This window comes from Pseudomonas sp. L5B5 (assembly GCF_020520285.1).
Lineage (GTDB): Bacteria > Pseudomonadota > Gammaproteobacteria > Pseudomonadales > Pseudomonadaceae > Aquipseudomonas.
Genome location: NZ_CP084742.1, coordinates 2,452,863 through 2,472,362, shown reverse-complemented (window position 1 = coordinate 2,472,362; position 19,500 = coordinate 2,452,863). Strand labels below are relative to the sequence as shown.

Sequence of the window (19,500 nt, the reverse complement as noted above, 5' to 3'; positions counted from 1 at the left end):
TCAACGCAGCGCTCTGAAGTCCATCGCCGGCAAGCCTCGTTCCTGCCATTTCCTTAACTGATCGGCCTTAGTCAGAGCGCCTGTTTTTCGCTCGGCCCGATATGGCTGGCCCCCAGCACCGCCGGCAGCAGGCCGGCTCGCAGGTCGCTGCCGCTGGGCTGCTGGTACAGGCTCAGGCCAAACTCCGGCATCACTGCCAGCAGGTAGTCGAAGATGTCTCCCTGGATCCGTTCGTAGTCGGCCCAGACCGTGGTGCGGGTGAAGCAGTAGATCTCCAGCGGGATGCCCTGGGCCGTGGTCTGCATCTGGCGCACCATGCAGGTCATGTTGGGCTGGATCTCGGGGTGGCTTTTCAGGTAGGCCAGGGCGTAGGCGCGGAAGGTGCCGAGGTTGGTCATGCGTCGGCGGTTGGCCGCCAGCGCGGCGACATTGCCCTGGGCCTCGTTCCAGCTTTTGAGCTCGGCCTGCTTGCGCCCGATGTAGTCGGTGAGCAGACGCACCTTGCTCAGCCGCGCTTCCTCGTCGTCATGCAGGAAGCGTACGCCGCTGGCATCGATGAACAGGCTGCGCTTGATCCGCCGGCCGCCGGATTGCTGCATGCCGCGCCAGTTGCGGAACGACTCGGACATCAGCCGCCAGGTGGGGATCGAAACGATGGTCTTGTCGAAGTTCTGCACCTTGACCGTGTGCAGGGTGATGTCCACCACATCGCCGTCGGCACCGACCTGGGGCATCTCGATCCAGTCGCCGACCCGCAGCATGTCGTTGCTGGTCAACTGCACGCTGGCGACGAAGGACAGCAGGGTGTCCTTGTAGACCAGCAGGATCACCGCCGACATGGCACCCAGCCCCGACAGCAGCAACAGCGGCGAGCGGTCGATCAGGGTGGCGACGATGATGATGGCGCCGAACACGTAAAGCACCATCTTGGCCAGTTGCACATAGCCCTTGATCGAGCGGGTGCGGGCGTGTTCGGTGCGCGCGTAGATGTCCAGCAGGGCATTGAGAAGGGCGCTCAGGGCCAGCAACTGGAACAGGATGGTGAACGCCATGGCCAGGTTGCCCAGGAACAGCAGGCTGGCCTTGCTCAGTTCCGGCACCAGGTGCAGGCCGAACTGGATCACCAGGGACGGGGTCATCTGCGCCAGGCGATGGAACACCTTGTTCTGGCGCAAGTCATTGAGCCAGTGCAGGGCGGGCTGGCGACCCAGCAGCCTGACGCTGTGCAGGACCACGTAACGGGCCACCCTTCCGATCAGCAGGGCGACCACCAGCAGCAGGGTCAAGCCCAGGCCGGCGTGCAGGAGCGGGTGTTGGTCGAGGGCTCCCCAGAGGTCCTGGGTATAGAGCCAGAGCTGTTTGAAATCCATGGGCTAAAACGATTCTTCTTCAAGTGGAACAAGGGGAGGATTAGAGCATTGAACCCCGGCAAAGTTACCGTTGAGGACAAATCGGTTAACAAAAAACCAACTCTTTGCCGCCGTTTGCACAAAGAAACTCGGCCTTGGCCTCCGAAACCGTTACCCTATGCAGCTGTTTTTCTGCACATCTTCGAGGTAGCACCCGTGTTTTCCCAATTCGCCCTGCATGAACGCCTGCTCAAAGCCGTGGCCGAGCTGAAATTTGTCGAGCCAACTCCGGTACAGGCCGCGGCTATTCCGCTCGCGCTGCAAGGGCGTGATCTGCGGGTGACGGCACAGACCGGCAGCGGCAAGACCGCGGCGTTCATCCTGCCGATCCTCAACCGGCTGATTGGCCCGGCGAAGATCCGCGTCAGCATCAAGACCCTGATCCTGCTGCCGACCCGTGAACTGGCCCAGCAGACCCTGAAGGAAGCCGAGCGTTTCTCCCAGTTCACCTTCATCAAGTCCGGGCTGATCACCGGGGGCGAAGACTTCAAGGTCCAGGCCGCCATGCTGCGCAAGGTGCCGGATATCCTCGTCGGCACCCCGGGCCGCCTGCTGGAGCACCTGAATGCCGGCAACCTGGATCTCAAGGAAGTCGAAGTGCTGGTGCTCGACGAAGCCGACCGCATGCTCGACATGGGGTTCGCCGAAGACGTGCAGCGCCTGGTGGATGAGTGCCCGAACCGCCAGCAGACCATGCTGTTCTCCGCCACCACCGGTGGTTCCGGCCTGCGGGAAATGGTCGCCAAGGTCCTCGACAACCCGGAGCACCTGCAACTCAACAGCGTCAGCCAGCTCAACGAAACCACCCGCCAGCAGATCATCACCGCTGACCACAATCAGCACAAAGAGCAGATCGTCAACTGGCTGCTGGCCAACGAGACCTACCAGAAGGCCATCATCTTCACCAATACCCGCGCCATGGCCGACCGTATCTACGGTCGCCTGGTGGCACAGGAGTACAAGGCTTTCGTACTGCACGGCGAAAAGGACCAGAAGGATCGCAAGCTGGCCATCGACCGCCTGAAGCAGGGCGGGGTGAAGATCCTGGTGGCCACCGATGTGGCCGCCCGTGGCCTGGACGTTGAAGGCCTGGACCTGGTGATCAACTTCGACATGCCCCGCAGCGGCGACGAATACGTGCACCGCATCGGCCGTACCGGTCGCGCCGGCAACGATGGCCTGGCCATTTCGCTGATCTGCCACGGCGACTGGAACCTGATGTCGAGCATCGAACGCTATCTCAAGCAGAGCTTCGAGCGCCGCACCATCAAGGAAGTGAAGGGCACTTACGGCGGACCGAAAAAGGTCAAGGCGTCCGGCAAGGCTGTCGGGGTCAAGAAGAAAAAGACCGATGCCAAGGGCGACAAGAAAAAAGCCCTGGCCAAGGCGCCCACCAAGCGCAAGAGCGCCAACCGGCCGAAAAGCGACAGCCCGGCCCTGGTCAGCCAGGACGGCCTGGCGCCACTCAAGCGCCGCAAGCCACAGGCTCCGGCCGCTGAATAAGCCTGACGCCTGATGCAGATGAAAAGCCCGGACCTGGTCCGGGCTTTTTGCTTTGCGGGTGTCAGTTCTCGACTTTTTTCTCGGCAGTGGCCAGTTCCTTGAGGCGCTGGTCGATCAACTGGCAATCGTCGGGCAGGTCCTTGTTCGCGGTGCCCAGCTGCATCTTCTGCAGCTCGGCATTGATTTCCTTGGCCTTGGCCGGGTTCTGCTCGGTGATCTTGCTGACCTCCCTGGCCAGTTGCTCGCGCTTGGCGGTGGCTTCGTCCGGGGTGCAAGCCCAGGCGGGCAATGCCAGCAGCAGGCTGCCGGCGAGGGTGAGCATGCTCAGGGTTTTCATGAATAGGGCCTCATGTGGTGGATCGAGCGGTCATCCGGTTGAGGCGCCTGGGGCGGGGAAAGTTCAGTTGGATGAGACCGCGCACAGGCCTGTGGGAGGAACCCTGGAGTGTGGTCAATTGCGCAAGATGAAAGCCAGGTGGGATCACCCTGGTCCTGGACGTTACAGTTCCTTCACCGGAATGCAGATCTCACACTCCAGCTCCCCGGTCTTGACGTCGTAGAAGGCATCCGCCGGGTAGCGTTCAAATGCGGGGCGAGGGGCGAATTGCATGCCGCTCTTGGGTAGCCAGTCGCGGCACAGTTCGACCCAGGCATCGCCGATGGCCGGGCCCAGCCCCCGGTAGCGCGCCACGGCATACAGGCCTCCAGGCAGGGTGGTGATGACCGCTGGCGCGCTGGCCTTGAAGTCCTCGGGCACTTCCACGCAGGCATCGTAGCGACATTTTTCAGGGGGGGTGAGGTCCGGGTCGTCGTGGCCGATGCCGTAGCGTACGCGGTTGTTCAACTGGTGGGCCAGCATCCAGGGGACGACGGCCTGGAACCAGAACTGGCCGATCCCCGGCCCGTAGGCGCCGATATAGCGCAAGTAGGCGACGCGTACGGGGGGCAGTTCCTTGATGGTGACGTTCATCGCTGTTTCCTTCAGGTGAATGAAGGCGTCAGGATCGTCGAAGGCCGGGATGTGAGTCTGATCAGGATTGCTCAATTGGCGCAGGCGCCGTTCGCGGATGTCATCCATGCGGCGATGCCAGCGCTTGGGTTCGGTGTCGCGCCAAGTGCTGGGGGAGACCGAGAAGTGTTGCTTGAACGCTCGGGAGAAGGCTTCGCCAGAGCCGAAACCGACCTCCAGGGCGATCTCCAGGATCGAGGCTCGCGGTCGGCTGGCCAACAGGTGGGCACCGCAGGCCAGGCGCCGGCGCCGCAAGTAGACGCCCAGGGGTTCGCCGACCCAGGCGCTGAACAGGCGATGGAAATGAAAGGGCGAGAAATGCGCCACCTGCGCCAGGTCCACCAACTCCAGGGGCTGGTCCAGGTGTTGGTCGATATGCTCCAACACCCGGTTCATGCGCAGGGTGTATTCGTGGAGGCTGTGATAGGCGGCGCTCATGCCTGTAGCTTAGCCGGCGCTGGAGCGTGGCCGCCACAGTCTGTTCTAGACCCTCGCCGATCGTGTACCCGGCTCAATCTTTGCTGCAACACCCCGGCCCTGTCTGGTTGTTGGAGGTATGCGCATATCGGTCGTGGTGGCGTACCCAGTTCATGATCGGCGCCTCATTGCGTCCTTTTGGCGTGAGATCGAGGAAGTTGTACGCTCCTACCAGCAGGTCCAGGCCCCGGGCATAGGTCGAGTATGTATGGAAGATCTGTCCCTGTTCGTTGCGACAGAACACGCTCAGGCCGGGCAGTTCCTCCTCATCGCCACTGACCGGCGCATAGTTGTAGCGGGCTGTGGCGCTGGCCAGTTGTTCGCGGTCGAAGCTGACGCCGAAGTCCTGGTTGAAGTCATCGTCGGCGCTGGAGAACCAGTCGAAGCGCCAGCCCATGCGGCGGCGAAAGGCCTGGAACTGTTCGTAGGGGGCGTGGGAGACGGCCACCAGCGCCACGTCGTGGTGGGCCAGGTGCAGGTTGGCGCCATCGAAGTGGTCGGCCAGGAACGAACAACCCTTGCAACCTTCCTCCCAGCCGGCACCGAACATGAAGTGGTAGACCACCAGTTGGCTGCGACCACCGAACAGATCCACCAGGCCGAGCGTGCCCTGCGGGCCCTGGAAACGGTAGGGCTTGTCGATCAGTACCCAGGGCAGTGCCCTGCGCTCGGCGCTGAGCTGGTCGCGGTGGCGGGTGAAGGCCTTTTCGTGGATCAGGTGCTGTTGGCGTGCCTCTAGCCATTGTTCCCGGGTCACCACGGGATGGTCGCTCATGCTCATGACGTCTTTCCTCAGGCTGGGAGATGGGTCTTGCACACGCTAGTCGTTTGCCGGCCAGGCATATCGACAAACTGCCCAGCGGTTCGAATTTCCTGAACGGCGGGCGAACCCACCGGTCACAACTCAGGCAAGGCAATGCATTCTCATGTGTGGAGGTTGAATCAGCATGGCGACTTACAACTGGGATCTGATCGAACGCTTGCTGCACGAAGTGCAGAACGGTGCGGGCCACAGCTTTACCCCGCGCCCCTACGCCGAGCAGCATGCGGCGGCCATGGCGGCCGAAGGTGAACCTACGGGCAACCTGGACGAACTGAAAGTTTGCGCCACCGAGTACGAAAAGTTGCTGCTGGATCGGCAGTTCATCCAGAGCAGGCCGGAACAGGAGGGGGGCAACGGCGAGAATTTCATGCTCACCCCCAGGGGTTCGAGCCTGTTGTGCCTGCTAGACAGCAGCATTCCGGGCAACGAGCATCCGCGCCAGGTACTGGATGAACAAGTCGATGCGTTGGACCCGCTGACCTTCGACGAACTGGCATCCAAGGCCCAGATCGCTTGAATCAGGGATGGCCGGCGTTCTGCAGGCACTTCAAGTGGGTGAAGTCCTGCCGCACGCCGTCGATCTTCTTCAGCAGGCGCTGGCGTTGTTCCGGGCTGCTGTCGGCCATCAGATCCACCAGCAGCGCGCGTGCCGCTTTTTCCGTGTCGGCGTAGGCCTGGCGGTAGTCGGCGGTCCACAGGCTTTCGCGGTCGACCAGCAATTGTTCGATGCGCTGTGGAAAATCCGCGGCTCGCCGTTGTTGCACCGCGGCGCTGAACAGCGTCTGCCAGTGGGCACGGTTGCCGATCCATTGTCGATTCTGGGAGCCCAGCGAGGCGGACCATTGTTCGACGCGGCGTTTCTGGCTCGGGCTCAAGGTGCCAAGCCAGGTCTTGAGACGCTTGCTCATGCGCTGGCTGCGTTGTTCGATCTGCTGCGTCAAGGATGGCTTGAGATACTCCTCTTCATGTTGCTGCAGATCCTTGGCCAGGGCCCTGTTCATTTGTGCCACTTGCTGGTCATCCAGGCCCTGGAGCAGTTCCACGGCCGACGGGGTGATCTGTCGTGCAATTTCCGTAATGGCTTGCTGGGCCTCCTCGGCACGCGCCTGCAGCGCGGCGTCGTTGACCTGATTGTCCCGTACCATCGATTGCAGGCGGTCGAGCCAGTCCAGATAGCCGGGCAGTTGGGTGCTGCAATGCCAGTTCAGGTGCCGTTGCAGACGCTGGTCGAGCCAGCTTTTCTGCTCGCTGTTCATGTCCAGGTAGTCGTCGAGCGTCCAGGGGATGATCACATCCAGGTTGCGATAAGCCAGGTCCACCCGGCTGCAGGCGCCGAGCAGCAGGCTGGCGGTCAGCAGGGCGATGAGCAGGTAGCACCGACGCGACATGTCCAGATCCTTGGGAGTGCGGGTTGCTGTATCTGAACCCCAAAGGCCCCTGGCAGTTCAGAATGAACCTGTAGGAGCGAGGCTTGCCCGCGATGGACTTCAGAGCGCTGTGTTGATCCATTCAATACGCGCTAGCGTTAACGACCATCGCGACCAATCGAGCGTCGACCGACTGCTCCTGCAGGGGATCACCTCGCTTGACTGAACAGCATGACCCGCCAGTTCAGCCCTGTTTAGTAGAACGCCCGCTCGGCCTTGAAGGTCAGCAGGCCGGCGCATTGACTGTTGTGCCCGGAATAGGCCGAGCAACGGTCGCCGTCGAGGTTGGAATCACTGTAGATCAGGTTCATGTCGATCCCCAGCCATGGCCGGGAGAACTTGATCGACCAGTCGTTGAAGCTCGAGACGTAACCGCCATTGGCCACCGACACGGTGTTGTTGAGCCGATAAGTGCTGTATTTGACGCTGACCCCGATGCCGAATGGCGCATTGCCGCCCAGGTCGGCGAACAGGGTGCTGTTGCGGCGGTCCGGATCGTTGCTGAAGGCTGCACCGAAGCGGCTGCCCAGCAGGGTCAGGCCGCCGTAGAGCTCCTGGCTGTCCTCGGTGCGCAGCTGCGGGTAGTTGTAGTGGATCATTCCCACCTCATAACCCAGGTTCTGGTCGAAGGGTTGCTTGAAGCCCAGGTAGGAATCGACCTCCAGGCGGCTCGAGGGGCTCAGGCCCAGGCTTGGCGACCACTGGCCGAAATACCAGCCGCTGTCGTGGTTCAGATCGAGGCCGCCATGGAAGGACCCGGCGGAGGACGGCTTGACCAATCCCTGGGCCATGCTGCGACTGGGACTGGTGCCCAGCTTGAGGTCGAAGTCGCCCAGTTCGCGCTGGAAGATCTGCGCCTGGGCAAGGGGGCAGGCCAGGGTGAGGCTGATGGCCAGGAGGACGGGTTTGAGCATGCAGCACTCCTTGGACTGCGGGGAGCGACAACTTGATAGTCGGCTGAAACGATTTATCCAGAGGGCTGCAAGAATACCGAGCATTGCCAGTGAATACCGGCCGTTCGTCGATTTGCAGTGAGACAGGGTAGGGCAGGTGTCAGTCCCGGCGCTTGGGGAAAGCGCCCGGGGACCAGGAAAAAGCGGGGGGAGTATTACTTCTTGCCGAGGCTGATCTGCTTGGACGGGGCGAAGGTCTGGCCGCTGACGCCCTTGTCGATCTGCTGGATCTTGCCGCCAGACTTCAGGAAGGCTGCGACCTGTTCATTGATCGATTCGCTGGTTTCCACAACGGGGGCAGGTTTTACTTTGCTGCTGGAGTTCTTTACTCGCATGGTTGCCATTTAACCTTTGGGAAAATTAATTTGGCCAGGCATCCTAACAGAAATATTTGATAATTGTCCGGCTTATAGTGTTCAGGCTTATGGCGCCTCTCTCTATTTGTTTATGAGTTGTTCTCGCGAATATTTCCCTAAGTCCCTGTTTTGAATGAGCCCGAGCCACGAAAACTATCCGGTGAGCGCGTCCTGGCCGAGGCTTGCGGAGTCAGTCGGGCTGACGAATGGACAGCGGCTGGCCAGGGCGGGCTGAAAAATCCCGGCGACTACGGATTTTCAGCACGGGTCCATGCAGCAGCGCCAACCTGACCCTGGAAAACGGGTAGAATGCCGCCCACGCAATGAGGGTATTGGAAATGGCTTTAGTCGGGCGTTACAACAGTTTGCAAGTGGTTAAACATACCAACTTCGGTTTGTATCTGGATGGCGGTGCGGATGGCGAGATATTGCTGCCCAACCGTTATATTCCCAAGGATATTCCCAGTGAAGATGAAGACTGGCTGAATGTTTTTGTTTACCTGGACAGTGCCGACAAGTTGATTGCGACAACCGAGAAACCCAAAGTGCAGGTCGGTGAGTTCGCCAGCCTCAAGGTCGTCGAAGTCAACAGCATCGGGGTCTTCCTGGACTGGGGGCTGCCCAAGGACCTGTTGCTCCCGTATTCCGAGGAAAAGCGCCAGCTCAATGCCGGCGACTATTGTGTGGTGCACGTCTACCTGGACCGGCACACGCGTCGCATCACCGCCACTGCCCGGCTGGACCGTTACCTGGACAAGGCGCCGGCCAACTACCAGGCCGGCCAGGTAGTCGACCTGCTGGTGGTGGAGTCCACCGACATGGGCTTCAAGGCGATCATCAACAACCAGCACTGGGGGTTGATCCACAAGAACGAAGTGTTCAAGTTCCTGCGCCCGGGCATGCAGGAGAAGGGGTTCATCAAGGAACTGCGGGCCGATGGCAAGATCAGCCTGAGCCTGCAGCCGGTGGGCGAGCAGGCCGCCAGCAGCCTGAATAGCAAGATCCTGGACAAGCTGCGGGAAAATGATGGCACCCTGGCGGTCAGCGACAAGAGTGACCCGGCGCTCATCAGCAGCCTGTTCGGCGTCAGCAAGGGCAACTTCAAGAAAGCCATCGGTGCCCTCTACAAACAGGGCCAGATCGTCATCCACGCCGATCGTATCGAACTCAGCTAAGGCTCGCTCCTCTCGGCCCAGGTGTCCTGGGCCGGGTTTCAGGCCATTTCGGCAGATGCCGGTGCCGCAAACTCCAGCAACGCGATGAAGCTGTCCAGCAATGGCGAGGCGTTGTGCCGGTTGCGGCTCATGTACAGGCCGATGCTCGGGTTGGGTCGGCTTCCCACAGCATCGATGGGGCGAAACATCACCTTGTCCCGCAGGGTGGCCCCGGCGATCGACTCCGGCACCAGCGCCACGCCGAAACCACAGGCCACCAGAGCGATCAGGGTGTGAATCTGCGCCGCCTCCTGGATCACCCTGGGCTCGAAGCCTGCCGCTTCGCACAGGGCAGTCAGCTGGCGGTGATAGCCGCTGCCCAGGGGTTGGGGCGTGAACACGAAAGGCTCGTCGGCGAAGTCCTGCAGGCGCACCTGCAGGTTATTTGCCTGGGGATGTCCGGCCGGCAGGGCCATGACGATCTGCTCGTTGAGGATCAGTCGGGATTCGATGGATTCGGCGGGCATGGGCAACAGGCGCATGAAGGCGATATCCGCTTCACCCGCCAACAAGGCCTTCGCCTGGCTGGATGAAGGCATCTCACGGATGACCAACTGGACCTTGGGGAAGGTCTCGCGAAACCTCCGCAAGCTATTGAGCAGGCCGTCGTAGCAGGCAAGGGAGAGGGTGCAGATGGTGAGTTGGCCGGCAGTGCCTGCGCACACCTGGCGTGCTTGTTCGATACCCTGTTCCAGCTCCTTGAGCGTGCGATAGGCGACATCGAGAAACGTCGAGCCGGCCGGGGTCAGCCTGACCTCGCGCCGGTTGCGGATGAAGAGGTGGAAGCCGAGCTTTTGCTCCAGGCGGTGGATAGCCTGGCTCAGCGCCGGCTGTGCCATGTACAGGCGGTTCGCTGCCTTGTGAAAGTTCAGCTCTTCGGCCACGGCGATGAACTGTCTGAGCAAACGGGTCTCGACCATTTCTCGCATTCCTTCCTTTGCGTGGGACGCCGGGCCGCCATGATAGAGACGCTGCCGACCGATACCAACCGCTGTCGGTTGCAGAGCGCAAGCGCCAAGGCTTGCGCGGGCCGGTGGCTGATAGGTTCCGGGTATCAGTGGCGCATCGATAAAGTATCAAGCTGGCAATGGGTTTGTTGTTAAGGTGCGGGCACCACAACAGGACGAGACAGCATGGACTTCAAGGGCAGGACTGCCATTGTCACGGGCGGCGGGCGAGGCCTGGGCCTGGATTATGCCCGGGCGCTGGCCGGGCTGGGCGCCCAAGTAGTGATCAGCGACCTGGGAACCGATCGTGTCGGTGCCGGGGCAGACGAACACGTGGCTTTCGAGGCAGCCAGCATGTTACAGGCCGAAGGTGCGAAGGTGATCGCCCATGCCGGCGACCTGGCTGACGAAGCCACGGCTCGGCAACTGGTGGCGCTGGCCGTCGAGGCCTTTTCAGGCGTGGACATCATCATCCACAACGCCGGCTGGGTCGGTTACCAGGGCATAGAGGACACCGATGGCGAGTTTCTCCAGCGGGCGCTCGATGTCAACGTGCAGGCGCCGGCGTGGCTGTGCAAGCACGCCTGGCCGTATCTCAAGCGCTCCGAGGCGGCGCGTGTGGTCCTGACGACCTCGGACCGGGCCATGTACTCGCAATATGCCCAGGCCGGCCTGTTCGCCTACTCCGCCGGCAAGATGGCCCAACTGGGCATCATGAATGCCCTGAGCATGGAAGGCCGGGAACACGGGATTCTGGTGAATGCGATCTCACCGGTGGCCAAGACCCGGATGTGGGGCGTGACCGAGACTCCTGTCGACCTCAAGCCCGAATGGGTGACCCCAGGAGTGATCTACCTGGCCAGCGCCGCGTGCCGCGATACCGGGCATGTCCTGCGGGCCAGCAATGGCCAGTTCACGGCGACGCGCTTCAACGAGAACCTCGGGGTCGACTATCCGCGGGATCTGGCGCGGATCAAGGCCGCCAGTGCCGAGGAGATAGCCCGCCTGTGGGAGCGGATCAAGGACGCTTGAGCGGCCTGCTCATGACAGGGCGGCGCACGAAGGTTCCAGTCGTTGCCGGCTCAGCAGCAGGCCGCCGCCGAGCAGCAAGCCACTGCCGGCGACTCCCAGGGCCAGTTGCAGGCTGCCGCTGAAATGGCTGCTCAGGGCCGCCAGTAGCGGGCCACTCAATTGTCCAGCGGCGAAGCAGGCGGTCAGCAGGCCGGCGTTGCGCTGGATGGCATGGGGCGCCAGTTCCCGGGAGCGCTGCATGACCAGTTGCATGCAGGCCAGGAACGGTGTGCCGCACAACAGTACGCCCAACAGCAGGCCCCAGCCGCTGCCCAGCAGACAGGCGAAGACCCCGGCAGCCTGCAGCCACAAGGTTGCAATCAGCCAGTGCCGGGTGCTGTCCGGGGCGTGTCGACGCAGGCTGACCAGCAGCACGCCCAGGGCGGCTGCCAGGCCGAAAGCGGGCCAGAACAGATCGGCTTGCCAGTGGCCGTGGAACTGGGTGCTGGCCATCTGCGACAGGAACGTCGCGGGAATGATGTAGCCCGCGCCATACAGGCCATAGACCAGTCCCAAGCGGCCCACGCCCGGTGCTCTCACCGGGCGTTCCTGGCTGGCGCCATGGGCGCCTGTGGCGGCCTGGGGCAGGATGGGCAGGATCACCAGCAGCATCAACAGCGCCACGACCGCGTACAGCAGCCACAGGTCGGCGGAGCCGCGTCCCAGCAGATTGGAGCCCAGGGCCAGCAGGCCCGTGAGCAGGATGCCCAGGCCCGGGCCGGCGAACACCAGGGCGCCGAGTCTTGGGCGACCGGCAGCCTGCGCCAGGGGCAGGCTCAGGGCAGTGATCATCACCAGTACCCAGGCACTGGCCACTCCGGTCCCGAAGCGCAACAACAAGTGTGGCCAGAAGCCCCGGGCCCAGAACGAAGCCAGGGTCAGCAGTACGCACAACCACAGCCCGCCCAGCAGGCGCCGACGCACCTGGAGCGGACTGCGGACCAGCATCGCCTCCAGGGCGCCGATGAAGTAACCCAGGTAGTTGGCGGCAGCGATCAGCCCGGCGGCAGTCAGGTCGACCTGGCCTTCACTGATCAGGTGCGGCAATTGCGGCGTCAGGGCGAAACGGCCAATGCCCATGGCCATCATCAAGGCAATGAAACTGGCGAGCAGGCGGATCAAGGCAGTCATGGTCGGTGTTCCAGAGGCAGGAAGAATGACCGCCAGGCTAGAGTCGATTGACTTTCTTTAAAAATGAATAATATTGAGAAACTTGTTCAGTTTTGGAGAAGATCATGGAGTTCAGCCAACTGCGTATCTTCCAGGCGGTGGCCGAGGAAGGTTCCATCACCCGTGCCGCCGAACGCTTGCATCGGGTGCCATCGAACCTGTCGACCCGGCTCAAGCAGCTCGAAGAACAACTGGGGGTCGAGTTGTTCCTGCGTGAGCGCCAGCGCCTGCTGTTGTCGCCGGCCGGAAAGGTGCTGCTGGACTATGCATCGCGCCTGTTTGCCCTGCGTGACGAAGCCCAGGCGGCGGTGCTGGGTGGCCAGCCAGCCGGTGATTTTGTCCTGGGCACGATGTACAGCACTGCGGCCATTCACCTGCCAGCTCTCTTGGCGCGTTACCACCGCACTTACCCGGCAGTGAATCTGCAGGTGCAGTCCGGGCCCACTGGCGAGTTGCTCGAGGGGTTGCTGGCCGGACGCCTGGATGCCGCCTTGGTCGACGGGCCGCTGGAACTGGCCGGGCTCGACGGCGTGCCCTTGTGCAGGGAGGCCCTGGTGCTGATCAGTGAAGCCGATCATCCTCCGGTGCGTACCGCCCTGGATGTGGAAGGGCGCGCGGTATTCACCTTTCGCCAGGGCTGTTCCTATCGCATGCGACTGGAGTCCTGGTTCGCCCATTATCATGCGGCGATGGGTCGGGCCATGGAGATCGAGTCCTACCAGGGCATGCTGGCCTGCGTGATCGCCGGTTCCGGTGTGGCCCTGATGGCTCGCTCGATGCTGGACAGCCTACCGGGGCGCGAAAGTGTCGCCGTGCATCCCCTGGCCGAACCGTTCGCCCATTCCACCACCTGGCTGATGTGGCGCAAGGGCATGGTAGGGGCCAACCTCAATGCCTGGATCGAACTGCAGCAGGGCTCCGCCGGTCCGATGATGCAACCGGCGCGAGCAACGGCATGAGGGGTTCTGGGCGATTGGCCATAATCCAGTAACAGTTCATTGCCATCAGGGGGCAGCGCGCTGGAAGACTTAGGACTATTATCTGCTTGAGGCGGCGCAGAATAGCCGCTCGGCACGACCCTGAGGGGGCACTATGAAAGACAAACTGCAAAGCTGGCTGCACGACCTTGGTGTTGCACTGGGCCTGATCGAGCCACCGCTGCAACCGGTGCCGATTCCTACCGAAGAAGAACTGCGGCGTCGTCAGCAACGCCGTCGCTGACTTCGATGCGAGAGCAGGGCTGGCCCGCGCTCTCGCCTGTTTTTCCTGAGGCAGGGTTGCAAGCCGGCCTCGCCGCTCAGTCCTCCTGTCGCCGTGACATTTCCAGCAGCCACTCGACCAGCTCTTGAACGCTGCCCAGTTCCAGCAGCGCGCGCTGCTCCTCCCCGAGAGGCACGCAAAGTTCGAACCGGTCTTCCAGGCGCCAGAGCAGTTCCTGCAAATCATCCCCGACCAGACCCAGCGCCATCAGCTGGCTGCTGTCGTCCAGGCAGGTCCGTTCGCCCAGCCAGCAGCGGATGAGTGCATACACCGCTCGACGGGCTTCGCCCCGGTTCATCGAGCCGTTTTCAGTGACGGTCGCAGGTCACGGATGCAGGGGCCGAAAGTCCCGGCGCCGGGTTTTCTCCAGGATGAACAGGCTCAGCTCGCTGATGGAGTGGATCCAATACAGGTCATGCTCGGGATCGAGCCGGATATCGAATTCGTTTTCCAGGCTGTGTAGCAGGGCCTTGAGGTCCAGGGAGTAAGTGTCGCTGGTTTGGGCGTTGCAGGGAGAGACCCGCCATTTCTGGGCCATCTGGGCATCGATGGCATGGCGGATGCTTTGCTGGATGTCGAAGCGGTCCATAAACACCTCAGGGCAGGGGAGAGGTTTTTATTGTTATGACCCCATCCAAGGGTGATGCGATAGCGCGCACAGATGCTGCCAGCGATCCTTGTACCGTCCTCCTGCGTGAACGGTCGTCGCTGAGTCAGAGTACAGCACAGGTTTTTTGTAGACGGAGGGACCATTCGTCCCCTTTGGGGGCGGGGGCGAGCCGCTGCAGACCAGGCGCTGCTTTGCCTAGACGAAAAAAAACGGGTGCGGCCACCGACGCCGCACCCGTCGAAGAAAATCGTCAGAACGGGTGCCGACTCAGATCGCGCTGGTCATGGGCACCGAACGCCGGGAAGCCAGGCTGACCACCACGAAACTCACCAGACCTACTGCCAGGCTGTAGTAGATCGGGGTATTGGCGTCCAGGCCATCCTTGAACATGAACAGCAGGGCCGTGATGAAGCCCAGGCCCATGCTGGCGATAGCCCCGGCGGTGGTGGCGCGCTTCCAGAAGATCGCTCCGATCAGCGGGATCAGCATGCCGCCCACCAACAGGTTGTAGGCCAGGGTCAGAGCGCTGATCACGTCGTTGACCACCAGGGCGATGCCCAGCACCACGATGCCGGTGAGGAAGGTGAACAGGCGGTTGATCCCCAGGCTCGACTGCTTGCCACCGCGTAGCCGTGGCAGCAGGTCTTCGGTCAGGGTGGTGGAGGCGGCCAGCAGGCCGGCGCTGGCAGTGGACATCATGGCAGCCAGGGCGGCGGCGATCACCAGGCCACGGATGCCGTCCGGTAGCGAGGCTTTGACGATGGCGGCAAATGCGTTGTTGACGTTGTCCAGGTCCGGCAGCAGCACATGGGCGGCCATGCCGATCAGGGCGCAGGCCAGGCCGTAGAGGATGCAGTAGAAACCTGCCAGGGTGCCGGCATACTGCGCGACTTTCTCGGTCTTGGCGGTGAACACCCGCTGCCAGATGTCCTGGCCGATCAGGATGCCGAAGAAGTAGATCATGAAGTAGGTGATGATGGTGTCCCAGCCGATGGCGGTGAAGCTGAAGCTGGACGCCGGCAGCTTGGCCACCAGTTCATCCCAGCCCCCCACGCGATACAGGCAGATCGGCAGCAGGATGAACATCAGGCCTACGGTCTTGATCACGAACTGGACGATGTCGGTCAGGGTCAGCGACCACATGCCGCCGATCGCCGAGTAGACCACCACCACGCCGCCGCCCAGCAGCACCGAGATCCAGAACGGCAGGCCGAACAGCACTTGCAGCACGGTGCCGATGGCCAGGATCGAGGTCACGCCGATCATCAGGGCGTAGGCCAGCATGATCACCGCGCTGGCCTGGCGTGCCATGGGGTTGTAGCGTTTTTCCAGGACCTGGGTCACGGTGAAGATCCGCAGCTTGAGCAGTGGCTTGGCCAGCAGCAGGTTCAGGGCAATGATCCCCGCGCCGAGGGCGGCGCACAGCCAGAAGCCGGAAATGCCGTGGACGTAGCCCAGGCGCACGGTGCCGACGGTGGAGGCCCCGCCCAGCACCGTGGCGGCCATGGTGCCCATGTACAGGGTCGGGCCCAGGTTGCGGCCGGCCACCAGGTAGTCCTCGTGGGTCTTGGCCTTGCGCATGCCGTAGTAGCCGAGCACGAGCATGCCGGCGGCGTAGATGAGTACGACGAATAGATCTAGAGCCATGATGGCGTGTCTCCGATTATCTTTTTTATGTGAAACAAACAGGTCATGTGCCGCAGTCTCCGGCAGGCCGGTTACTTGGTTGGGGTCAGGCGGCCTGACGCAGGGCTCCTGGCGGATCGGTTACGTGTGCGATGGCGTGGGGGCCGCTGGCCTGCGGCGGCAAGATGAAGACGGTGGCGCTTGCGCCGATCAGTACACTTCTCGGACTCAAGGGCGAGAAGACAGTGAGGGCGGTTGGCAACGACAGGCACCAGCCGACGATGTGTTGATGCACATCGACGCGGGCGTCTTCGATGACCAGGCGAAAGCGTTCGCAGGGGCCCTTGTCGCGTTGGGGCTCGGGAATCCGTTCGACCCTGGGGGGTTCAATGCTGCTAAGGCTTTTTTCTTTGTTGTTGTTATTCATGATCTGCTCCGATCACATTGGCTAAGGGGGTGGCAGCCTTTCCGGCATAGCGGACAAATGTTCGTTGCAGGCCAGCCACAGGCCTTCTTGTTGTTGGCGAAACCCGCAGGTTTCGCTCTCCTGGCTGAAGTGTTGCTCCCCTTGCATGCGCAGCGTCGCGGCCACGTCATGAATAAACCAGGCGACGTCACCTGGCTGACTACGGCGTTGCTCCAGATGCTTGCCTGCATCCTGAAACCTTCCCCGGCCCGCCACCCCTGCGACGCCTGCTCGGCATCGCGGGACGGCCATGGCAGAGGGAGGGGGCAAAGCGCAGTTGGCTCTGCGGCCGTTGTGGGCGAAAACCGAATCGCGTTCAGCTTCGGAGCAGAGGAGGCTCCTCTGCTCGCTCATGCCCGGCTCTCAGCGATGGGCGACGCCAGGCAGTACGCAGAGCATTTCGTACAGCAGGTTGGCGCCCAGCAGCGAGGTGTTGCCGGTGGTGTCATAAGGTGGCGAGACTTCCACCAGGTCACAGCCCACCAGCTCCAGGCCCTGGCAGCCGCGAACGATCTCGATGGCCTGGATGGTGGTCAGTCCACCGATTTCCGGGGTGCCGGTGCCTGGCGCCCAGGCCGGGTCGATGCCATCGATGTCGAAGCTCAGGTACACCGGACCATCGCCGACCTTCTCGCGGACTTCGGCCATCAGGGGTTCCAGGGACTTGTGCCAGCACTCTTCGGCCTGGACCACACGAAAACCCTGCTTGCGGCTCCAGTTGAAGTCCTCGGCGGTATAGCCCTGGGCCCGCAGGCCGATCTGCACCACGCGATCACAGTCCAGCAGGCCTTCTTCCACGGCGCGGCGGAAGGTGGTGCCATGGGCGATCTTCTCGCCGAACATGTGGTCGTTGACGTCTGCGTGGGCATCGATATGCACCAGGCCGACCTTGCCGTGTTTCTTGTGGATGGCCCGCAGGATCGGCAGGGTGATGGTGTGGTCGCCGCCCAGGGTCAGGGGGATGACGTTGTGCTCGAGGATGCTGTCGTAGGCTTCTTCGATGATGCGCACGGCGTCCAGCAGGTTGAAGGTGTTGATCGCCACGTCACCGATGTCGGCCACGTTCAGCGAGTCGAACGGTGCAGCGCCGGTGGCCATGTTGTAGGGGCGGATCATCACGGATTCGGCGCGGATTTCCCGGGGGCCGAAGCGGGTGCCGGAGCGTAGCGAGGTGCCGATGTCCAGGGGAATGCCGACGAACGCAGCGTCCAGGCCGGCGGGAGTGGGGACATGGGGAAGACGCATCATGGTGGCGATGCCGCCGAATCGCGGCATTTCGTTGCCGCCCAGTGGCTGGTGGAGAGTCTTGTCCACGGGATAGGCCTCATCGTTGTTTTATTTATGGGGCCGGCGACGCAGCAGAGGCTGTTCGTTCGACCGAGTGGGGCCGATTCTGCGAAATGTAGTGCGGGGGAAGAATCGCTACGAACAAATACTTAGTTCAGATTTTTATGAACTAATGGTCGCAGGCGCGCTAGACTCTCGCGCTGCTTCCAGGACCCTTCGTGGTGAGGTCCTGTATTCCAGTTCATTGGCGCAGCCGCCGTTATCAGGGTTGCAGGTTCAGTTTGAGGGTGAAGATGGACATCATCGGGGCTGGTTTTGCGCCCGGCGCGGGCAAGTGCCCGCGCCATAAGGCGGTTGTCGTTTTAGCTGTCACTGGAGTCCGCCATGGCCAACGCTTTACCTGATCTGAAACTATTGCGCATCTTCGTCAGCGTCGTGCGGCATCAGGGATTCGCCAATGCCCAGCGCGAGCTCAATCTCTCGACATCGGCCATCAGTACCTACATGAGCCAGCTGGAAGCGTCCCTGGGCCTGGTGCTCTGTCATCGGGGGCGGGGCGGTTTCAGCCTGACCAGCAAGGGCGAGTTGTTCCACCAGGAAACCTTGCGCCTGCTGGGTGAACTGGAGGGCTTCGAGCAGTATGCCGCGGCGCTCAAGGGCGAGTTGCGCGGCACCTTGAACCTGGGGGTGATCGACTCCACGGTGAGTGACAAGGCCCTGCCGTTCGCCGAGGCCATTGGTGGCTACAGCCAGGAACATCCGGCGGTGCACTTGCACTTGTCCGTGATGAGCCCCCACGAATTGCAATTGGGCGTGCAGGACAACCGCCTGGACCTGGCCATCGGCGCTTTTTCCACCCGCATGAGCGGCCTGGTCTACATGCCGTTGTACCGCGAGCAGCACTGGCTGTATTGCAGCAACCGCCATCCGTTGTACAGCGAGCGGCGGATCCCCGAGCAGGTGATTACCCAGCAGCGCATGGTCGGCCGTGGCTACTGGAGCCAGGCTGAGCTGGCCCGGCATGGTTTCAAGCACAGCGCTGCAACGGTGGAGAGCATGGAGGCGCAGCTGATCCTGGTGTTGTCCGGGGCCTACATCGGCTACCTGCCGGAGCACTATGCCCAGGCCTGGGCCGACAGGGGCGACCTGCGAGTACTGTTGCCGGCGACCTTCGGCTACCAGGCGCCATTCTCCATGATCATGCGCCGTGGCCGCAGCCGCGAACCATTGATCCAGACTTTCCGGGACCTGCTCAAGGCCCAGCTCAATCCGGTGTAGCCAGGAGTTTTCATGTCTCGATCCCGTTGTGAGCGTTGCCTGCGTCCGGCCGGACACTGCCTTTGCCCACTGATCCCGCAGCTGCCCAGCCGGACTCGGGTGCTGGTGCTGCAGCATCCCAGTGAAGCCAACCATGCCTTGAACACTGCGCGACTGGCGGCCCTGGGGCTGGACAACGCCGAACTGAAGGTGGGTGAAGTGTTCGAGGACCTGGCGCAGTTGCTCGAATGCCCCGGATACCAGGCGCGCCTGTTGTTTCCAGCAGACGATGCCCAGCCGCTGCAGGCCTATGCCCCCGGCCAGGAACCAATGTTGCTGGTGGTGCCCGATGGCACCTGGCGCAAGGCGCGCAAGCTGTTGCACCTCAATCCGTTGCTGGCGGCGCTGCCCCGGGTCACCCTGGAGGCTGCGCCAGTGTCACGCTACCGCTTGCGCAAGGCTCCCGGGCCGGATGCCCTGTCGACCCTGGAGGCCATCGTCGAGGCTTTGCAGACCCTGGAAGCACCGACCTCGTTCGAGCCGCTGCTGCGTCCTTTCGATGCGCTGATCGAAGGCCAGATTGCCGCCATGGGCACCGAGACCTATCAGCGCAACCACCTCAAGTCCTGACTTTC

The 19,500-nt window shown here is 62.4% G+C and carries 22 protein-coding genes and 1 pseudogene; 8 read left to right on the top strand and 15 right to left on the bottom strand.

Features of this window, described 5'->3' with window-relative positions:
* Positions 1-71: 71 nt before the first annotated feature.
* On the bottom strand, positions 72-1,370 hold the full coding sequence (locus LGQ10_RS11205; RefSeq protein WP_226525567.1) for a mechanosensitive ion channel family protein: 1,299 nt from the start codon (positions 1,368-1,370) through the stop codon (positions 72-74).
* Positions 1,371-1,565: 195 nt separating this feature from the next.
* Here LGQ10_RS11205 and LGQ10_RS11200 point away from each other — a divergent pair, with 195 nt between their 5' ends.
* Positions 1,566-2,912, top strand: a complete 1,347-nt coding sequence (locus LGQ10_RS11200) for a DEAD/DEAH box helicase (RefSeq protein WP_058436267.1) — start codon at positions 1,566-1,568, stop codon at positions 2,910-2,912.
* A gap of 61 nt (positions 2,913-2,973) precedes the next feature.
* Here the strand turns inward: LGQ10_RS11200 and LGQ10_RS11195 are convergent, their stop codons facing one another.
* The 3 genes from LGQ10_RS11195 to LGQ10_RS11185 all read right to left on the bottom strand — a co-directional run bounded on the left by LGQ10_RS11195 (position 2,974) and on the right by LGQ10_RS11185 (position 5,179).
* Complete coding sequence (locus LGQ10_RS11195; RefSeq protein ID WP_226525566.1) at positions 2,974-3,249, bottom strand: hypothetical protein; 276 nt, start codon at positions 3,247-3,249, stop codon at positions 2,974-2,976.
* Positions 3,250-3,411: 162 nt separating this feature from the next.
* The gene (locus LGQ10_RS11190; RefSeq protein WP_226525565.1) at positions 3,412-4,359 is read right to left on the bottom strand and encodes an AraC family transcriptional regulator; all 948 of its coding nucleotides are present in this window, start codon (positions 4,357-4,359) and stop codon (positions 3,412-3,414) included.
* Positions 4,360-4,432: 73 nt separating this feature from the next.
* Positions 4,433-5,179, bottom strand: coding sequence for a DUF899 domain-containing protein (locus LGQ10_RS11185; RefSeq protein ID WP_226525564.1), 747 nt, complete (start codon positions 5,177-5,179; stop codon positions 4,433-4,435).
* Positions 5,180-5,345: 166 nt separating this feature from the next.
* On the opposite strand from LGQ10_RS11185, the gene LGQ10_RS11180 reads away from it, so the two are divergent.
* Positions 5,346-5,738, top strand: a complete 393-nt coding sequence (locus LGQ10_RS11180) for a hypothetical protein (protein ID WP_058433326.1) — start codon at positions 5,346-5,348, stop codon at positions 5,736-5,738.
* Position 5,739: 1 nt separating this feature from the next.
* Here LGQ10_RS11180 and LGQ10_RS11175 read toward each other — a convergent pair whose 3' ends face one another.
* The 3 genes from LGQ10_RS11175 to LGQ10_RS11165 form a co-directional block, all read right to left on the bottom strand.
* A complete protein-coding gene (locus tag LGQ10_RS11175) occupies positions 5,740-6,609 on the bottom strand; it encodes a DUF6279 family lipoprotein (RefSeq protein ID WP_226525563.1) in 870 nt (289 codons plus the stop codon).
* A 233-nt stretch (positions 6,610-6,842) separates the two neighbouring features.
* On the bottom strand, positions 6,843-7,562 hold the full coding sequence (locus LGQ10_RS11170) for a TorF family putative porin (RefSeq protein WP_226525562.1): 720 nt from the start codon (positions 7,560-7,562) through the stop codon (positions 6,843-6,845).
* Positions 7,563-7,756: 194 nt separating this feature from the next.
* Positions 7,757-7,945, bottom strand: a complete 189-nt coding sequence (locus LGQ10_RS11165; RefSeq protein ID WP_226525561.1) for a hypothetical protein — start codon at positions 7,943-7,945, stop codon at positions 7,757-7,759.
* Between the two features lie 350 nt (positions 7,946-8,295).
* On the opposite strand from LGQ10_RS11165, the gene LGQ10_RS11160 reads away from it, so the two are divergent.
* Positions 8,296-9,132 (top strand): S1 RNA-binding domain-containing protein, encoded by an 837-nt coding sequence (locus LGQ10_RS11160; RefSeq protein ID WP_058437832.1) that lies wholly within the window; start codon positions 8,296-8,298, stop codon positions 9,130-9,132.
* 38 nt (positions 9,133-9,170) lie between these two features.
* Here LGQ10_RS11160 and LGQ10_RS11155 read toward each other — a convergent pair whose 3' ends face one another.
* Positions 9,171-10,091 carry a LysR family transcriptional regulator gene (locus LGQ10_RS11155; protein WP_226525560.1) on the bottom strand — a complete coding sequence of 307 codons (921 nt, stop codon included), beginning with the start codon at positions 10,089-10,091 and terminating at the stop codon, positions 9,171-9,173.
* A gap of 213 nt (positions 10,092-10,304) precedes the next feature.
* Between LGQ10_RS11155 and LGQ10_RS11150 the strand changes: the two genes are divergently transcribed.
* The gene (locus LGQ10_RS11150; RefSeq protein ID WP_226525559.1) at positions 10,305-11,150 is read left to right on the top strand and encodes an SDR family NAD(P)-dependent oxidoreductase; all 846 of its coding nucleotides are present in this window, start codon (positions 10,305-10,307) and stop codon (positions 11,148-11,150) included.
* Positions 11,151-11,159: 9 nt separating this feature from the next.
* Here the strand turns inward: LGQ10_RS11150 and LGQ10_RS11145 are convergent, their stop codons facing one another.
* Positions 11,160-12,320 carry a YbfB/YjiJ family MFS transporter gene (locus tag LGQ10_RS11145; RefSeq protein WP_226525558.1) on the bottom strand — a complete coding sequence of 387 codons (1,161 nt, stop codon included), beginning with the start codon at positions 12,318-12,320 and terminating at the stop codon, positions 11,160-11,162.
* Between the two features lie 104 nt (positions 12,321-12,424).
* Here LGQ10_RS11145 and ptrR point away from each other — a divergent pair, with 104 nt between their 5' ends.
* Together ptrR and LGQ10_RS31360 are read left to right on the top strand one after the other, a co-directional pair.
* Positions 12,425-13,318 (top strand): putrescine utilization regulator PtrR, encoded by an 894-nt coding sequence (ptrR, locus tag LGQ10_RS11140; protein ID WP_226525557.1) that lies wholly within the window; start codon positions 12,425-12,427, stop codon positions 13,316-13,318.
* Positions 13,319-13,451: 133 nt separating this feature from the next.
* Positions 13,452-13,580, top strand: a complete 129-nt coding sequence (locus tag LGQ10_RS31360; protein ID WP_264194093.1) for a PA1414 family protein — start codon at positions 13,452-13,454, stop codon at positions 13,578-13,580.
* 76 nt (positions 13,581-13,656) lie between these two features.
* Here LGQ10_RS31360 and LGQ10_RS11135 read toward each other — a convergent pair whose 3' ends face one another.
* From LGQ10_RS11135 to speB, 6 genes and pseudogenes are all read right to left on the bottom strand, one after another.
* A complete protein-coding gene (locus LGQ10_RS11135) occupies positions 13,657-13,917 on the bottom strand; it encodes a hypothetical protein (protein ID WP_226525556.1) in 261 nt (86 codons plus the stop codon).
* A 27-nt stretch (positions 13,918-13,944) separates the two neighbouring features.
* A complete protein-coding gene (locus tag LGQ10_RS11130) occupies positions 13,945-14,208 on the bottom strand; it encodes a hypothetical protein (RefSeq protein WP_058438853.1) in 264 nt (87 codons plus the stop codon).
* Between the two features lie 288 nt (positions 14,209-14,496).
* Entirely contained in the window at positions 14,497-15,876 is a 1,380-nt protein-coding gene (locus LGQ10_RS11125) for a sodium:solute symporter (RefSeq protein ID WP_058438851.1), read from the bottom strand.
* Positions 15,877-15,961: 85 nt separating this feature from the next.
* Complete coding sequence (locus LGQ10_RS11120) at positions 15,962-16,282, bottom strand: hypothetical protein (RefSeq protein WP_226525555.1); 321 nt, start codon at positions 16,280-16,282, stop codon at positions 15,962-15,964.
* Between the two features lie 21 nt (positions 16,283-16,303).
* A pseudogene (locus LGQ10_RS11115) lies at positions 16,304-16,675 on the bottom strand (DUF4440 domain-containing protein).
* 9 nt (positions 16,676-16,684) lie between these two features.
* Positions 16,685-17,635: an agmatinase gene (gene speB / locus LGQ10_RS11110; protein ID WP_058438847.1), complete on the bottom strand. Its 951-nt coding sequence runs from the start codon at positions 17,633-17,635 to the stop codon at positions 16,685-16,687.
* Positions 17,636-17,992: 357 nt separating this feature from the next.
* On the opposite strand from speB, the gene LGQ10_RS11105 reads away from it, so the two are divergent.
* The gene (locus tag LGQ10_RS11105) at positions 17,993-18,886 is read left to right on the top strand and encodes a LysR family transcriptional regulator (protein ID WP_058438845.1); all 894 of its coding nucleotides are present in this window, start codon (positions 17,993-17,995) and stop codon (positions 18,884-18,886) included.
* Positions 18,887-18,898: 12 nt separating this feature from the next.
* Positions 18,899-19,495: a tRNA-uridine aminocarboxypropyltransferase gene (locus tag LGQ10_RS11100; protein ID WP_226525554.1), complete on the top strand. Its 597-nt coding sequence runs from the start codon at positions 18,899-18,901 to the stop codon at positions 19,493-19,495.
* The last annotated feature ends 5 nt before the right edge of the window (positions 19,496-19,500 follow it).

Coding starts and splice junctions, on each gene's coding strand:
- LGQ10_RS11165 (WP_226525561.1), bottom strand. CDS start 7,945: ATGGCAACCATGCGAGTAAAGAACTCCAGCAGCAAAGTAAAACCTGCC.
- LGQ10_RS11100 (WP_226525554.1), top strand. CDS start 18,899: ATGTCTCGATCCCGTTGTGAGCGTTGCCTGCGTCCGGCCGGACACTGC.
- LGQ10_RS11175 (WP_226525563.1), bottom strand. CDS start 6,609: ATGTCGCGTCGGTGCTACCTGCTCATCGCCCTGCTGACCGCCAGCCTG.
- LGQ10_RS11105 (WP_058438845.1), top strand. CDS start 17,993: ATGGCCAACGCTTTACCTGATCTGAAACTATTGCGCATCTTCGTCAGC.
- LGQ10_RS11205 (WP_226525567.1), bottom strand. CDS start 1,370: ATGGATTTCAAACAGCTCTGGCTCTATACCCAGGACCTCTGGGGAGCC.
- LGQ10_RS11185 (WP_226525564.1), bottom strand. CDS start 5,179: ATGAGCATGAGCGACCATCCCGTGGTGACCCGGGAACAATGGCTAGAG.
- LGQ10_RS11190 (WP_226525565.1), bottom strand. CDS start 4,359: ATGAGCGCCGCCTATCACAGCCTCCACGAATACACCCTGCGCATGAAC.
- LGQ10_RS11160 (WP_058437832.1), top strand. CDS start 8,296: ATGGCTTTAGTCGGGCGTTACAACAGTTTGCAAGTGGTTAAACATACC.
- ptrR (WP_226525557.1), top strand. CDS start 12,425: ATGGAGTTCAGCCAACTGCGTATCTTCCAGGCGGTGGCCGAGGAAGGT.
- LGQ10_RS11125 (WP_058438851.1), bottom strand. CDS start 15,876: ATGGCTCTAGATCTATTCGTCGTACTCATCTACGCCGCCGGCATGCTC.
- LGQ10_RS11130 (WP_058438853.1), bottom strand. CDS start 14,208: ATGGACCGCTTCGACATCCAGCAAAGCATCCGCCATGCCATCGATGCC.
- LGQ10_RS11195 (WP_226525566.1), bottom strand. CDS start 3,249: ATGAAAACCCTGAGCATGCTCACCCTCGCCGGCAGCCTGCTGCTGGCA.
- LGQ10_RS11120 (WP_226525555.1), bottom strand. CDS start 16,282: ATGAATAACAACAACAAAGAAAAAAGCCTTAGCAGCATTGAACCCCCC.
- LGQ10_RS11170 (WP_226525562.1), bottom strand. CDS start 7,562: ATGCTCAAACCCGTCCTCCTGGCCATCAGCCTCACCCTGGCCTGCCCC.
- LGQ10_RS11150 (WP_226525559.1), top strand. CDS start 10,305: ATGGACTTCAAGGGCAGGACTGCCATTGTCACGGGCGGCGGGCGAGGC.
- LGQ10_RS11135 (WP_226525556.1), bottom strand. CDS start 13,917: ATGAACCGGGGCGAAGCCCGTCGAGCGGTGTATGCACTCATCCGCTGC.
- LGQ10_RS11145 (WP_226525558.1), bottom strand. CDS start 12,320: ATGACTGCCTTGATCCGCCTGCTCGCCAGTTTCATTGCCTTGATGATG.
- LGQ10_RS31360 (WP_264194093.1), top strand. CDS start 13,452: ATGAAAGACAAACTGCAAAGCTGGCTGCACGACCTTGGTGTTGCACTG.
- LGQ10_RS11180 (WP_058433326.1), top strand. CDS start 5,346: ATGGCGACTTACAACTGGGATCTGATCGAACGCTTGCTGCACGAAGTG.
- LGQ10_RS11155 (WP_226525560.1), bottom strand. CDS start 10,091: ATGGTCGAGACCCGTTTGCTCAGACAGTTCATCGCCGTGGCCGAAGAG.